The sequence below is a fragment of the Pseudomonas frederiksbergensis genome (assembly GCF_003732705.1).
Taxonomy (GTDB): Bacteria; Pseudomonadota; Gammaproteobacteria; order Pseudomonadales; family Pseudomonadaceae; genus Aquipseudomonas; species Aquipseudomonas frederiksbergensis_F.
This window is the reverse complement of sequence record NZ_MOBR01000042.1, coordinates 19,517-34,270: the sequence shown is the minus strand read 5'-3', so window position 1 is coordinate 34,270 and position 14,754 is coordinate 19,517. Positions and strand designations below refer to the sequence as shown.

Annotated in this window: 14 protein-coding genes; 8 read left to right on the top strand and 6 right to left on the bottom strand. The window is 60.9% G+C overall.

The genetic code is table 11. From position 1 onward, the window contains the following. Positions 1 to 6: 6 nt before the first annotated feature. Positions 7 to 882, top strand: a complete 876-nt coding sequence (locus tag BK667_RS29410; protein WP_123599676.1) for an alpha/beta hydrolase — start codon at positions 7 to 9, stop codon at positions 880 to 882. Here BK667_RS29410 and BK667_RS29405 read toward each other — a convergent pair. Both BK667_RS29405 and BK667_RS29400 read right to left on the bottom strand, forming a co-directional pair. Next, positions 876 to 2,225, bottom strand: a complete 1,350-nt coding sequence (locus BK667_RS29405; protein ID WP_123599675.1) for an MATE family efflux transporter — start codon at positions 2,223 to 2,225, stop codon at positions 876 to 878. The genes BK667_RS29410 and BK667_RS29405 overlap by 7 nt on opposite strands. A gap of 161 nt (positions 2,226 to 2,386) precedes the next feature. Continuing rightward, the gene (locus BK667_RS29400; RefSeq protein ID WP_123510771.1) at positions 2,387 to 2,680 is read right to left on the bottom strand and encodes a hypothetical protein; all 294 of its coding nucleotides are present in this window, start codon (positions 2,678 to 2,680) and stop codon (positions 2,387 to 2,389) included. Between the two features lie 259 nt (positions 2,681 to 2,939). On the opposite strand from BK667_RS29400, the gene BK667_RS29395 reads away from it, so the two are divergent. The 5 genes from BK667_RS29395 to BK667_RS29375 all read left to right on the top strand — a co-directional run bounded on the left by BK667_RS29395 (position 2,940) and on the right by BK667_RS29375 (position 8,159). After that, positions 2,940 to 3,242: a MazG-like family protein gene (locus BK667_RS29395; RefSeq protein WP_007951009.1), complete on the top strand. Its 303-nt coding sequence runs from the start codon at positions 2,940 to 2,942 to the stop codon at positions 3,240 to 3,242. Next, on the top strand, positions 3,242 to 3,991 hold the full coding sequence (locus BK667_RS29390; protein WP_123599674.1) for a methyltransferase: 750 nt from the start codon (positions 3,242 to 3,244) through the stop codon (positions 3,989 to 3,991). The genes BK667_RS29395 and BK667_RS29390 overlap by 1 nt, the downstream gene beginning before the upstream one ends. Positions 3,992 to 4,003: 12 nt before the next feature. Continuing rightward, a complete protein-coding gene (locus tag BK667_RS29385) occupies positions 4,004 to 4,621 on the top strand; it encodes a DUF4136 domain-containing protein (protein ID WP_123599673.1) in 618 nt (205 codons plus the stop codon). Between the two features lie 55 nt (positions 4,622 to 4,676). Next, a complete protein-coding gene (locus BK667_RS29380; RefSeq protein ID WP_123510765.1) occupies positions 4,677 to 5,231 on the top strand; it encodes a DUF4136 domain-containing protein in 555 nt (184 codons plus the stop codon). A 1,095-nt stretch (positions 5,232 to 6,326) separates the two neighbouring features. Beyond that, a complete protein-coding gene (locus BK667_RS29375; protein ID WP_123599672.1) occupies positions 6,327 to 8,159 on the top strand; it encodes a pilus assembly protein TadG-related protein in 1,833 nt (610 codons plus the stop codon). On the opposite strand, the gene BK667_RS29370 is transcribed toward BK667_RS29375, so the two are convergent. Together BK667_RS29370 and BK667_RS29365 are read right to left on the bottom strand one after the other, a co-directional pair. After that, on the bottom strand, positions 8,156 to 10,909 hold the full coding sequence (locus BK667_RS29370) for a PAS domain-containing sensor histidine kinase (protein WP_123599671.1): 2,754 nt from the start codon (positions 10,907 to 10,909) through the stop codon (positions 8,156 to 8,158). The two genes, BK667_RS29375 and BK667_RS29370, sit on opposite strands and share 4 nt — an antisense overlap. Then, a complete protein-coding gene (locus tag BK667_RS29365) occupies positions 10,906 to 11,352 on the bottom strand; it encodes a TadE/TadG family type IV pilus assembly protein (protein ID WP_123515342.1) in 447 nt (148 codons plus the stop codon). The genes BK667_RS29370 and BK667_RS29365 overlap by 4 nt, the downstream gene beginning before the upstream one ends. A 75-nt stretch (positions 11,353 to 11,427) precedes the next feature. Between BK667_RS29365 and BK667_RS29360 the strand changes: the two genes are divergently transcribed. Beyond that, on the top strand, positions 11,428 to 11,898 hold the full coding sequence (locus BK667_RS29360) for an A24 family peptidase (protein WP_123599670.1): 471 nt from the start codon (positions 11,428 to 11,430) through the stop codon (positions 11,896 to 11,898). Between the two features lie 126 nt (positions 11,899 to 12,024). Beyond that, positions 12,025 to 12,816 carry a response regulator transcription factor gene (locus tag BK667_RS29355; RefSeq protein WP_123599669.1) on the top strand — a complete coding sequence of 264 codons (792 nt, stop codon included), beginning with the start codon at positions 12,025 to 12,027 and terminating at the stop codon, positions 12,814 to 12,816. 938 nt (positions 12,817 to 13,754) lie between these two features. Here the strand turns inward: BK667_RS29355 and BK667_RS29345 are convergent. Both BK667_RS29345 and BK667_RS29340 read right to left on the bottom strand, forming a co-directional pair. Beyond that, positions 13,755 to 14,018 carry a DUF3613 domain-containing protein gene (locus BK667_RS29345; RefSeq protein ID WP_123599667.1) on the bottom strand — a complete coding sequence of 88 codons (264 nt, stop codon included), beginning with the start codon at positions 14,016 to 14,018 and terminating at the stop codon, positions 13,755 to 13,757. 9 nt (positions 14,019 to 14,027) lie between these two features. Further along, the gene (locus tag BK667_RS29340; protein ID WP_123599666.1) at positions 14,028 to 14,750 is read right to left on the bottom strand and encodes a tetratricopeptide repeat protein; all 723 of its coding nucleotides are present in this window, start codon (positions 14,748 to 14,750) and stop codon (positions 14,028 to 14,030) included. Positions 14,751 to 14,754: the final 4 nt, after the last annotated feature.

Here is a 14,754-nt window from a genome sequence, read left to right as displayed (position 1 = left end):
ACCCACATGGCGAGCGCAATCCGCAGGCGGCTCAGCGTTTTGATTGGCGGTGTTTTGCTGATGGCGATCAGCGCGTGCTCGCCGCTGAAAATGCTCAATGCCCTGACGCCCGACGGCAGCTTCGACAAGACCGAAGGCATTGCCTATGGCAGTGATCCACGGCAGCAACTCGATGTGTATGTGCCCCGACATCCCGTGGAAAATGCCCCGGTGGTGGTGTTTTTCTATGGCGGCAGCTGGAACAGCGGCTCGCGCAGCGACTACAGCTTTGTCGGCGAGGCGCTGGCGTCCCGAGGGATCGTCGCGGTGCTGGCGGACTATCGGCTGTATCCGCAGGTGCGCTATCCGTTGTTTCTGGAGGACGGCGCCAACGCCGTGGCCTGGACCCATGAACACATTCGCCAATTCTCCGGTGACCCGAAACGCTTGTATTTGATGGGCCACAGTTCCGGAGCCTACAACGTGGCGATGTTGGCGCTGGACTCGCAGTGGCTGGGGGCGGTGGGCATGTCGCCGGGGGATCTCAGCGGTTGGATCGGCCTGGCCGGGCCGTATGACTTCCTGCCCATCCAGAATCCCGAGGTGCGCCCGGTGTTTTTCTGGCCGGATTCACCGCCACAATCCCAGCCGATCAATCACGTCAGTCACGGTGCACCGCCGGCCTTGTTGATCGCGTCGAGGGACGATGACGTGGTCAATCCGACCCGCAACACCGCAGGCCTGGCGAACAAATTACGCGCGGTCGGGGTGCTGGTTCAGGATCGGTATTATTCCCGTACCGGCCACGCCACGCTGGTGGCGACGCTGTCCCGGCCCATGCGCGGTTTGGCGCCGGTGCTGGACGAAGTCACATCCTTCGTCAAGGCCACGCCGACTCAGTGAGCGGTACCGGTAAACCAGCCATCGTTCTTGCGCAAATACCAGGCCATCGCACCGAGGGTCAGGCTACGCAGCACCATGAACAGCAGGAAGGTTATCCACAGCCCATGATTGCCCAGGTCGCGCAGCGCCCAGGCGAAGGGTAGCAACAGCAGCACCGTCAACAGCATGCCGTTGCGCATTTCCCGGGCGCGGGTGGCGCCGATGAACAGCCCGTCCAGCAGGTAACTCCAGACCGCAAGCAATGGCAGGGCGGCGAGGTAGGGCAGGTAGATGAACGCGGTGTCACGTACGCTCTGGATGTTGGTTTGCATCTCGATAAACAAGTGCCCGGCGAACAGGAACAGCGCGGCGAAACCCAGGCTGGCGATCAACGACCAACCGGCGGCCACGACCAATGAGCGACGCAGGGAATCGCGATCCCGCGCGCCGATGGCGTGACCGCACAGGGCTTCCACGGCATGGGCCAGGCCATCGAGGGCGTGGGCGGTCAGCAGCAAGCCATTGAGCAGCAGCGCGTTGGCGGCCACCGTGGCGTCACCCAGTCGCGCGCCTTGCACGGTGATCAGGAAAAACACCGATTGCAGCGCCAGGCTGCGAATGAAGATGTCGCGGTTGACCGCCAACAGCGGGCGCCAGCTCTGCCACAGCCCCAGCGCGGCCCAGGCGATGTGACCGGGATAGGCGCGCAAGGCCTTGCGGGTCATGAACAGGCCGATCAGGGCGCCGGTCCATTCGGCGATCACCGACGCCCGGGCCGCGCCGACTACGCCCCAGTCCAGTCCAAGGACGAACCACAGGTTGAGTGCGATGTTCACCAGGTTGGTGCCCAGCAAAATCGCCAGCGGCGCCCGGGCGTTCTGGGTGCCGAGGAACCAGCCGACCAGCGCATAACTGGCCAGCGCGGCAGGCAGGCCGAACAGTCGGGTGTGGAAAAATTCGCGGGTCAGTTGATCCAGTTCCGCTGAGGGTTGCATGAAGTGCAGCGCAACGCCGCTCAACGGAATCCCCGCCGCCCCGAGCACGATGGCCAGGCCCATCGCCAGTAACAGGCCCTGCAACAGAATCTGCCGCAGCGCCGCGCCGTCCCCGCGTCCGGCCGCTTGGGCGGCGAACCCGGTGGTGCCCATGCGCAGAAAACCCATGCCCCAGGCCAGAAAGGTATACAGGCTGGCACCGACCGCGACGGCGCCCAATTGATGGGCATGGGGCAAGTGACCGATGACGGTGCTGTCGACCAGCGCCACCAGCGGTACGGAAATGTTCGAGAGGATCATGGGCGCGGCGAGTGCCCAGACCTTGCGGTGGGTCGGGCGGTTGCGCCAGTCGGCGATCAGGTTGGACATGCGGGCTCCTTGGGGAGCGGGCATTGTAGCGACAGTTTGGGTGATCGTTCCCACGCTCTGCGTGGGAATGCCTCAATGGACGCTCCGCGTCCGCTTCGGCAGGGACGCGGAGCGTCCCGGGCTGCATTCCCACGCAGAGCGTGGGAACGATCAGGGTGGTGCTAGTGGATGATCCAGCTAAGCAACCAAAGTCCCAGCAACAGCCAGATGATCCCCATGATGATCGACGCATTCATGAACGCCCGGATCGCCGACCACAACAGCATCAGGCCGAGGATCAGCGCGATGATGCTGATGATCGAAGTGTCCATGCCCAACGCCCGGGACAGCCCTTCGACAAAGTTGCTGCCGGCGTGGCTGAGGATATTGAACAGGCCACTGAGGCCGTCGACGATAAAACGGATGACCGAACCGAGTGCCTGGCCGAGCCATTCAAAAAAACTTTCTACCTGCATGTGGGCGTCCTGATGAAAGTGGTGGCAAGGTTGCCGCGCCAGACTTGGGCCGCGGATCGTGGTGCCGAGTTCCCTACTAGCATAGAGGGTTTGGATCGTTCCCACGCTCCCGCGTGGGAATGCCTCACTGGACGCTCTGCGTTCGCTCTTGGGACGCGGAGCGTCCCGGGCTGCATTCCCACGCAGAGCGTAGGAACGATCAGCGCCACTTGCCTTCACCCGCTATCCCCCCGAAGCTATACGCCTTCAGGAGAGCCCGATGAACCTTGTTGAACTGACCGAACGCCTGCACGCCATTCGCGACCGCAATGACTGGCGGCAATTTCACAGCCCGAAAAACCTGGCGATGGCCGCGAGCGTGGAAATGTCCGAGCTGGTGGAAATCTTCCAATGGCTGACCGAAGACCAGTCGCGGCAGTTGCCGGCGGACAAACTGGCCCACGCCGGGCAGGAAGTCGGCGACATCGTGCTCTATCTATTACTGCTGTGCAGCGAGTTGGGGTTGGACATGAACGAAGTGGTGCGCAGCAAACTCGCGGACAGCGAACGGCGGTTCAGCTGATGAGCGACCGTCATTTCGATCAGTTGGCGACCCGCTTCGCCGAAAAAATCTACGGTGGGGCCAAAGGCGCGATCCGCCTGGCGGTGCTGCAGGCTGACCTGGCCGAAACCTTGCCCGACCGACCGCTGCGCGTCCTGGACATCGGCGCCGGGCTTGGCCACATGTCGTTGTGGCTGGCCCAGCGTGGGCATGACGTCACCCTCGCCGAGCCTGCCGCGCCGATGCTTGAAGGCGCCCGCCAACGCTTCGCTGACGCCGGGCAGAGCGCGACCTTCATTCAGGCACCGTGGCAGGATTTGCTCGGCCAGCTCACCGAACCTTACGACCTGGTGCTCTGCCACGCCGTACTGGAATGGCTGGCCGAGCCTCACGCGATCCTGCCGGTGCTGCATCAACTCACCACCCAGGAAGGCTGGCTGTCCCTGGCCTTCTACAACCGCGACGCACTGATCTACCGCAACCTGCTCAAGGGCCATTTCCGCAAAATGCGCAAGAACGACATGGCCGGCGAGAAGCAGAGCCTGACCCCGCAACAGCCCCTTGATCCACGGGAACTGGCGGCGCAACTTGAGGGTATGTGGCAGGTCGAAACCCAGAGTGGGGTGCGGGTTTTTCACGACTACATGCCGGTGGAATTCCAGGCCCGCGCTGAACTGGTGGACTTGCTGGAAATGGAGCTGGCCCACCGTCGTCACCCAAGCTTTGCCGGGCTTGGGCGCTATTTGCACTGGATCTGCCGGCCGATCTGATCGGAGAGCGAAATGAAAGCGCGTTCAGGGTTACTGCTGATGTGTCTGGGGTTGGCGGCCTGCCAGGGCAGCAACCCTTATGTGGCGACGTCCAACCCCTTGCCGCCGGCGCCGCCACACGCCGCGAATACCTTTGACCGTAGCGCTTACCCGGCACCGCCCCGGGATTATGGGCGTTATCGCAGCTGGGCCTGGCTCAACGGGCAACTGCCACCGGGCTCGGCCTGGGCGGATTCGGCGCAAGTGGCTGAAGCGGTCAGCAACGCCCTCGATCAGCGCGGCCTGCGTCCGCTGCACGACAATCGCCCGGCGGACCTGTTGGTCAGCGCCAACCTGCATCTGGAAACCCGCTTGCGTCAGGTTCAAGACGATTACGGCTACTACGGCGGTGGTTATGGCGGCGGCTATCGCCGATATGGCGGCGGTTACGGCATGTACGAGAGCGTGCCGATCGTCCGCACCTATCAGGAACAGGTTGTGGTGGTGCGTGTCGATTTGTTCGACGCCGGCACGGGGCAACCGGTCTGGAGCGCCAGCGCCGAGACCGCCAGCCAAGGCAATCAAAGTCAGCGCGCGGATGCGATACAGGAGGCTGTGGAAAAGGCAATGTCGGCGTATCCTCCTAGTTAGCTTCTTGTAGATAAGAAGCATTCCCAGGGTTGATGTCTTCCAACGGAGAACCATCATGTTCCGCCCTCTCGCATTACTGGCTGTGGCCGTGCTGCTCAGTGCCTGCGCCCACCAGGTCAATCATGACTTCGATGCCAGCCGCGATTTCGCCGCCTATCGCAGCTGGAGCTGGAAAGAACCTGCCCTGCAATACCGCCCCGATGATCCACGGATCAAAAGCGACCTGACCGAACAGCGGATTCGCCAGGCCGTGGCCGATCAGCTGGATCAACGCGGCTTGCGCCCGGCTGCCGCGGGCCAGAAGGGTGATGTGAGTGTGCAGACCTACCTGATCGTCGAAGACCGCCAGCAACAAGTGACCACCAACTACGGCGGCGGTTGGGGTGGCCCATGGAATGGCTATTGGGGCGGCCCGATGTACAACGAAACCCGCAACGTCAGCTACAAAGTCGCGACCATCCAGATCGACCTGCTCGACGGCAAGGACGGCAAACTGGTGTGGCGCGGCAGCGACGAACAAATGCTCAGCAGCACCCCCAACCCGACAGATCGCAGCAATGCCGTGCGCGAAACGGTAAGCCGGATCCTGGCCAACTACCCACCCCGCTAAACACCACCATCCACTGTGGGAGCTGTGGTGACTGACAAACCGCTTTCGCGAGCAAGCCCGCTCCCACAAGGGATCTGCGCCGTACGCTGGTCCCATGTCCATGACGATCCACTGTGGGAGCGAGCCTGCTCGCGAAGACGGCAGTACATTCAAAAGAGATTTGACTGACCCACCGCCATCGCGAGCAAGCTCGCTCCCACAAGGAATCTACGCCGTACGCTGATTCCGCGTCCAAGAATATCCACTGTGGGAGCGAGCCTGCTCGCGAAGACGACGGCACATTCAAAAGAGATCTGACTGACCCACCGCCATCGCGAGCAAGCTCGCTCCCACAAGGGATCTGCGCCTTACGCCGATTCCGCGTCCATGAAGATCCACTGTGGGAGCGAGCTTGCTCGCGAAGACGGCGGCACATTCAAAAGAGATTTGACTGACCCACCGCCATCGCGAGCAAGCTCGCTCCCACAAGGGATCTGCGCCTTACGCTGATTCCGCGTCCATGAAAATCCACGGTGGGAGCGGGCTTGCTCGCGAAGACGGCGGCACATTCAAAAGAGATTTGACTGGCGCACCGCCATCGCGAGCAAGCCCGCTCCCACAAGGGATCTGCGCCTTACGCTGATTCCGCGTCCATGAAGATCCACTGTGGGAGCGAGCTTGCCCGCGAAGACGGCGGCACATTCAAAAGAGATTTGACTGACAGACCGCCATCGCGAGCAAGCTCGCTCCCACAAGGAATCTGCGCCGTACGCTGATTCCGCGTCCATGAAGATCCACTGTGGGAGCGAGCCTGCTCGCGAAGACGGCGGCACATTCAAAAGAGATTTGACTGACGCACCGCCATCGCGAGCAAGCTCGCTCCCACAAGGGATCTGCGCCTTGCGCTGATTCCGCGTCCATGAAGATCCACTGTGGGAGCGAGCCTGCTCGCGAAGACGGCAGCACATTCAAAAGAGATTTGACTGACCCACCGCGTTCGCGAGCAGGCTCGCTCCCACCTTGTTTCTGTGTGGCCGGCAACCTCGTGAACCCTTGTCTACACTGCATTTCACCCAAGGAGGCAGCACAAGGTGTGCGCCGGCAAAGGAGTGCGCGATGTCGCAGTTTCGCGGGCCGGTCCGGCAACGGGGGGCTATCGGTTTGATGGCGGCGGTGACCCTCGGGTTGGCGTTGTTGTTGATGCTATTGGTGGTCGACACCGGTCGGCTCTACATGGAGCAGCGCAAACTGCAGCGGGTGGCCGATACCGCCGCGCTGGAAGCCGTCAGTCGTGGCGGCACCTGTTTGCCGGGGCTCACCGCCGCCAGTTATGCCAATCAAAGTGCGACCCGCAACGGCTTCACCGTCGACGCCAGCAACACCCTCGCCACCACCTGCGGCACGCTGCTGACACCGGCCTCCGGGCTGCGCGCCTTCACCGCGGATGCCACCCAGGCGTCGGCAATCAAAGTCGTTGCCAGCCGAACCGTCACCACCAGTTTTGCCGGCGGTGTGCAGGCTTTGGTCAGCGGCACGCAGGCCAGCCTGACCACTCAACTCAACGCCACCGCCGTGGCGGCGCTCCCGGTGCCGCCGGTGGCCCAATTGACGATTCGCAGCACCTTGGTCGACGTCAACTTGTTAAACGGAATCAGCTCCGCCATGGGCGCAGTACCGATCACCTTGACCGTCGCCAGTTGGAACGGCTTGCTCGCCGCCAACATCAACCTGCTCAACTTCATGGATCAATTAGCCGTTGATCTGCATGTCACGGCAGGCAACTACACGCAACTGCTTGCCGCCGATGCGACCGTGGGCCAATTGCTGCAGGCCGCCGCCACTGTGGCTCGGCTCAATGGCGCGACGGCGGATGTACAACTCGGTTTGAATTCATTGGTCAGCGCGGTCGTCAGCCCGACCAAAGTGCACCTGGGCGACATCTTGAACCTGCAGACGGGCACCACTTCTTCCGCCCTGAACGCCAGTGTGAATGCGCTTCAGCTGGTCCAGGCCTTTCTCGAACTCGGCAATAGCAAGAGTGCCATCGCAGGCACCATCCCCGTGAATTTACTGGGGCTGGGCCTCGGCGCTACGGCGAAGATCAAGGTCATCGAGCCCGCGCAGTTTTCGGTGGTGGGCAATCCCGCACTGGCAAAACTGGCGCCATTGGGCGCCAATCGAATCTACGTGCGCACCGCCCAGGTCCGGGTGCTGGTGTCCCTGGATTTATCCCTGGTCACCAACCTGGTCGGGGTCGTGACGAGCACCTTGTCGGTGGTCACCGGACTGCTGGGCCTGGACTTGTACGTACTGCCCAATCCCAATCTGGACATCAGCCTTGAAGCGGGTGGCGGCAGCAGTTACGTCACCGATTACACCTGCGTCAGCGACACCAATAAAAGCCTGACCGCCAACACCACCACCACCGTGGCTGAGTTACGCGTTGGGCGGATCAACTCGGACTGGGCTTCATCGACATCGCCCATGAGCGTCACCCCGTTGACCTTGCTCGATATCCGCTATGCCGGCGTTCCCTTCTCGGGCGGTGGTGCGGAGCTGCGGATCGACAGTCCTGCCTTGCAGACCAGCGCCAGCACCACATTTATCAACCCGCCGAAAGTCGGTTTGGCCCCTTCTGATCCGCCTTACACCCTGACCGCTTCCAACGCGATCGCCGGCATGACGCAAGCCGTCAATGGTGTGCAATTGATCCTCCACACACCGACGTTCAGTCCAGGCCTCTTATTGGCGGTTGTCTTCAATACCCTGAATACGCTGCTCAACGGAGTGATATCGCTGCTGACAACGATTCTGAAATCGATCCTGAGTCCACTGCTGGACAACCTGCTCAACAACGTCCTCAACGTACTGGGGATCGACGTCGGGAAAATCCAGGTGGGTGCCAACCTCAGTTGTGGCCAGCCCGGCAAGGCTTATCTGGTGATCTAGTCGTCCTGGATTACCGGCAGCTCAATACAAAACCGCGCCCCTTCAACCGAGTTACTCACACTCAGTCGTCCGCCCATGTTTTCGACGATCCCATAACTCACCGACAACCCCAGCCCGGTGCCGACGCCCACTGGTTTAGTGGTGAAAAACGGCTCGAAAATACGCTCCAGCAAGCGTGGATCGATGCCGCCGCCATTGTCCTCGACCCATAGCCGCACCGACTGCGCATCGCGCTCGGCATACACCGAAATCCACGGTTTGAACTCACGATCACTCGCCTGCTTGCTCAACAATGCATCCCGCGCGTTGACCATCAAATTAATCAGCACCTGCTCCAACTGATCGATATAACCGCGCACCTGCACAGTAAACCCTGTTTCGCTGACCCGCAGTTCCACACCTTTGCCGCGCATACCTTCGGCCAGCAGCGCTAACGTGCCTTCGATGGCGTCGACCGGATTGAACGGATGTTGCTCGATCTCTGAACGGCGGCCGAACACACGCATGTGATCCACCACCCGCGCTGCCCGCTGCACCTGCGCGTCGATGCGGTTGAGTTTGTCGGTGAGGTAATCGATTTGCACCTCGCCGCTGCTCAAGCGCTTGAGCACGTTGACGATGGCCATGCGCATCACGTTCAGCGGCTGATTGATTTCATGGGCGAGCCCGGTGGCCATTTCGCCGAGGGTGGCCATTTTCGCGCTCTGGGTCAGTTGCTGTTGGGAGCGGCGGACGTCGGTGTTGTCGCGGCCCACGGCCTGGATTTCCAGCAAGCGGCCCTGATCATCGAACACCCCGCGATCCGACCAAACCCACCAGGCGTGTTCGCGCCCGGGCAGTTGCAGGTTGATCTCGGCAGTGCTGACCGGGTGCTCCGGGGTCAGCAGGCTGAGCCGCTGGAGAAACGCTTCGCGCTGTTCGTCCGACATCCAGTTGCCCAGGTTCATCCCCGGCAGTTGTTCGGGCTCACATTCCAGGTACATCGCCAGCGGCCGGTTGCCGAAACTCAGGGTCAAGTCCGGGCGATAACGACAGATCATCGCCGGGGAATCCTCCACCAGTATCCGATAACGCTCTTCGCTCTGTTTCACTTGCTCGGCGGCCAGGGTCGCTTCGGTGACATCGAGCCACAAGCCAACGGCTTCCACTGGCAAACCGAGGTCATCGCGCAGCAGCTTGGCTTCGTCGAGCAGCCAGTGGTAATCGCCGTGACTGTCGCGCAGACGATAGCGGGCGCGCACCGAGCCTTCGCGCAGCAAGTGGCGGGTGCGCTCGAAATAGCGGTCGCGGTCCTCGGGATGGACGCGCTCGATCAACGCGGCGGCGTCGCAATTTTCCAGGCTCCAGCCCAACAGCGGCTGAAGGCTGGCGCTGAAAAATGTCGGGTGCAGCGCGCCTTCAACGTAGCGCTGGACGTAGATCACCGCCGGTGAACTGGCGATCAGGTTGTCCAGTCGCGCATGGGCGGCGGCGGTGTGTTGCTGCTGATTTTTGATGTCGCTGATGTCGAGCATGAAACCCACCAGCCGCCGACTGTCGCCGGTGCCGATGGCCTGGCCTTGCAGCCTGTACCACAGCGGATGGTGCTCCGTGTCGCAGCGGTGCAGGCGCACGCACAGGGTCAACGGCTCGTCGTGTTGTTGCAAGGCGTGCAGCCGACTGCGCATCTCCTCGCGATCGGCGGGATGGATTTGCAACAGCCAGTCATCGAGGGTCAGACGGGCGCTGTCCAGGTGCAAGGTGGCTGCGAGGGACGGTGCCAAGAGGATTTCATCGCTGGCGCCAAAAGCCTCCCACCAGCCTGTCCCGAGCAAGACTTGCAAGGATTCCAGGCGCTCCAGTTGCAAGTGGTGGTGTTGCTCGCGCAAGCGACCCAGCAACGGCCCGGCCAGCGCGCTGACCAGCAGCAACCAGTCGCGATCCCCCAGGTCCGGCGCATGCTCGTGCACCGGGTAAAACCCGCACAGCAGCCACGCGGCGACGCCGTGGTCGTCGCTGTAGGGCACGGCAAAACCCTCGGCATTGCCGAACAAATCTTGCACGCGCAGGTGTTCGTCGAGGCCGTGACTGATGGCCAGACGCTGGGGCGCGGAGCCGTTCAAGCTGTCGAGCACCGTGCCCAGGCGTTGATTGTTTTGCCACAGCTGCGGCGCGTCATGGGCGTTGAACTGGCGATGGATTTGCCAGCCTTCTTCCTGTTCGTCGAGCAAGGCCAGCGCTACACACGGCATGTGCCAGCGCTGGGCGATGGTTTGCAATTGTTCGCTGACAATCACCGGCAACCGCGACAGGCTGCATGCGCGCAAATGCTCGCTGATCTGCCCGGCCACGGCCTGGCATTCTTCCCGGCTGTGGGCTTGATGGCGTTCGAGCAACAGGTCGCCGATGTCCATCAACTGCAATAACCAGCCCCCGGCCCACGGCTGCACCCAGCCGCGCAGGTGCAAGGTCTGGTCGGCCAGCCCGAGGAAATCCAGATCCAGACTTTGCCCCTGCCAGTCGCCGGGCTGACCTTCGATGGTCAGTGTGCTGTGGGCCAGGACGTAACACTGCAGCGGCAACGGTTGGTCGTGGGGCGGTTGCTGGGCCAGCGAGTGCCGCAGCGGCCCGGCCATTTGCAGCACATGACCGTCGTTGTCCAGCTGTAGATGCAGGCCCAGCGGTTGCGCGAGCAACGGAGCGGACGCCTCGATGGCGGGGAGGGCGGGGCGCTTGAGCAAGCGAGCGAAAAGCTTGTCTGCGGAGGTCAAAATTGCAGACTCGAGGTCGCGCTGAGGTTGGTCGGCAGGTTCGGCACCGTGCCCACGCCTGGCAACACCAGAAACGGCATGACCTGATTCAACTTGCTGGTGGGGTAATTCACGCTGACGGTAAGGGTGCCTTTGCTGGTGTCGTAGACCGCGCTGGTATCGACGCCGATCACCAGGTTCAGCGCGCTCGGAACCCACAATAATTGCTGTTGCAACGTGGCGTTCGCGGTGTTTTGCACCACGGTCGCGTAGCCGGGCGTATTGGGATCGACCGCCACACTGCGGCGCACGGCTTCTGCGGTGGCCTGGTTGAACGACTGCATCAGCACGAACGGCAAGCTGTAGCTGACCAGGCCGTAAAACACCGCGAAAAAGATCACGAACACCAAGGCGAATTCAATCGCCACAGCGCCTTCTTGCTTGCTGGGGAGGCCTGCTTTCATGAGTACGTCTACTCTGACAGTCACTGCGTAATATCAGCATAGAATCATTCAGCCAAAACGGACGGTTTTTACCGGATGCAGAGCCTTGTCTTGATTGTCTGGCTAACCCTTTGCGCGGTTCAGGATGCGCGTCACCGCCACATCGCCAACGCCCTGACCCTTGGCGTTGGCGCCGCGGCACTGGTTTATCTGTTGTGGAGCGGCAACACCTGGCTCGGGGCGCCAGCGCAGCAGGGCGGGTGGGCGTTTTTACTGGCGCTGGCATTCACTTTGCCGGGCTATGCGATGAAGCGAATGGGCGCCGGCGATGTGAAATTAATGACAGCTTTGGGCCTGGCGACCGACGGTATGCACCTGCTTGGCGCGTTTATCGGTGCCGGCGTGGCGAGTATGTTGTGGTTGTTACTTGCGCCAAAAGTCTGGCTCTATATGAATCAAAGGCTTGAGCATGGTGTTCGACATATAAATCCAAAATTGTCAGAAAAACAGCCATATGCGCCGTTCGTGTTGGTAGGCGTGGTGTGTACGCTCGTTTGGACCCATTAGTCGCAAGGGGCCACTAGTTCTATGTACATAGTCGGAAAGTGCGTCTACTTTCAAAGTTAGAGTAGTTATACAACTGGCGGCTATTAGTACAGGAATGGTCAGCTTTCGGCCTGCATGGAGTAGCACGTGAACAAGCTTACGTCTGCGGTAAAAGTCCTTGTTGTCGACGATCAGCCACTGATTGTCGAAGAACTGTGTGAATTCCTCGAGAGCAGCGGTTATCGCTGTGTACCTTGCGAATCCAGCAAACAGGCGGTCGAGCGTTTCACCCAGGATCCGGACATCGGGTTGGTGCTGTGTGATTTGCACATGCCGGACATGGACGGCATCCAGCTTGTACAAGAGCTGCAACGGCTGTGCGGTCGACATCGGGTATTCGAAGCGATCCTGCTCACAGGACGTGCCGACAAGCAGGAGGTGATCAAGGCCTTGCGCGCCGGGATTGCCGATTACTACCAGAAGCCGATTGATCTGGATGAGTTGCTCGAGGGTTTGCAGCGTCAGGAAGTGGCGTTGCAGGAGCGGCATAAGGATGTGCAACTGGGGCATTTGAATCAGAAGCTGCAATACCTGTCCGAGTCGATTGATGATCTTTATCAGGACCTGGACAAGGTGCGTCGCAGTCCGCGTTCGTCTGCGTTGACGGGCACTGGGCCAGGTGTTGTCAGTGAGGCTGATCGGGTGGAAATCCCGTCGATTTTCAATCAGCTGTCACCCCGGCAACTGGAGGTGGCGCGGTTGGTCGGCAAGGGGCAGACCAATTACCAGATCGCCTGTGAGCTGGGGATTACCGAGAACACGGTGAAGCTGTATGTGTCCCAGGTGTTGCGGCTGACCCATATGCATAACCGCACGCAACTGGCGCTGGCGTTGTCGCCGAGCAACTCCGGGATGCGCCAGCGCGTAACAGCCCACTGACTCCTTGTGGGAGCGAGCCTGCTCGCGAAAGCGGTGTGCCAGTCAAATTAATGTTGGATGTGCAGCCGCCTTCGCGAGCAGGCTCGCTCCCACAGTTGATGTTTAGTGAACACAACATCTGTGGTCGACGCTGAACCCCTGTGGGAGCGAGCCTGCTCGCGAAAGCGTCGGCACATTCAACATCAGTGTGTCTGACACACCGCTTTCGCGAGCAAGCCCGCTCCCACAATGGATCTTCACCGAACACAATATTTATGAACAACGCTGAACCCCTGTGGGAGCGGGCTTGCTCGCGAAGACTGACTGACATTCAACATCTCAGTCGCCTGACTCACCGCTATCGCGAGCAAGCTCGCTCCCACATTGGAACTTCAGTGAACACAACATCTGTGAGCGACACTGACCCCCTGTGGGAGCGGGCTTGCTCGCGAAAGCGTCGGCACATTCAACATCAGTGTGTCTGACACACCGCTTTCGCGAGCAAGCTCGCTCCCACAGTTGATGTTTAGTGAACACAACATCTGTGGTCGACGCTGAACCCCTGTGGGAGCGAGCTTGCTCGCGAAAGCTGACTGACATTCAACATCTCAGCCGCCTGACTCACCGCTATCGCGAGCAAGCTCGCTCCCACATTGGATCTTCAGTGAACACAAAATCCGTGAACGACAATGAACCCCTGTGTGCGGGCTTGCTCGCGAAAGCGGCTGCACATTCAACATCAATGTCGCCAGGCACACCGCCTTCGCGAGCAGGCTCGCTCCCACAGTTGATGTTTAGTGAACACAACATCTGTGGTCGACGCTGAACCCCTGTGGGAGCGAGCTTGCTCGCGAAGGCTGACTGACATTCAACATCTCAGTCGCCAGACACACCGCTATCGCGAGCAAGCCCGCTCCCACAATGGATCTTCATTGAACACAACATCTGTGAACGACACACTACTTGCTGATTTCAATCTTCCCGCCCGCATCCGGGTCGTACAAATCCGGAATCTCATACCGATATTTCTTCAACCAGCGCTGCATCGCCTCTTCCCGTTCCGCCGCGCTCGCGGTTTGCGGTGTCTTGGACGCCATGGTGTTACGGCTTTGCAGCACCAGCCAATTTTCGGTTTCCTGCTGTTGCGCCGATGACGGTCCGGCGTCGATCGCCATCGCGCTCAGGGGCAGTATCAACAGACTCAGGCCGCATAATTTGATCATGGCCAGCTCCTATTTAACCGACGTCGGTTGGCTATCCGTCACCGTCGCCACTTGATCACCGACAGCCGCTTTACCCTTGCCCGGTTGCTTGAGTTTTTCCGCGCGAGCCTGGGCGTCGGTGAACTGTTCCGGCGTCAGGTGCGAGCGGCTGACCACTTCTGCCGCTTGCTGCCAGTTGTCCTGATACAGCAACAACGTCACCAGATTCGCCGCCGCCAGATTGTCGTGCTGCTTGAGTTCAATGGCGGTCAGGAATTCGAAACGCGCCTCGTCGAGCCGCAACTGGTTGAGATAAACCACGCCCAAATCATTGCGGATTTTCTCGTCGGTCGGGGCCAAACGAGCGGCCCGTTGCAAATGGGCCTGGGCCTGCCCGTAATCACCCTTTGCGGCGAACAACTGACCCAGGCCCTGTTCGGCGTCGGCCGACAGGCACGTCCCCAACAGGCTGCGATACAACGGTTCAGCCTCGCTGCGGCCCAGCAGGCGATAGACCTTGGCCTTGCGCAAACGCACTTCGCTGAGGTTGTCGGGCAGGCTCTGCAAGTTGGCCAGGCTGGCGTGCAGTTTGCCGTCGCTGGCCAGATCGTCGGCCAGGTTGAGGGCCAGTTCCTGATCAGAACTCAATTTGCTGCAACTGGCCGGCGACATCATCGCCGACCACGGCGCCTGCCCGTCGGTGGCGCAACCGGCGAGCATCAGCAGGCTCACTACAGCAATCAATGCTTTCATCAGA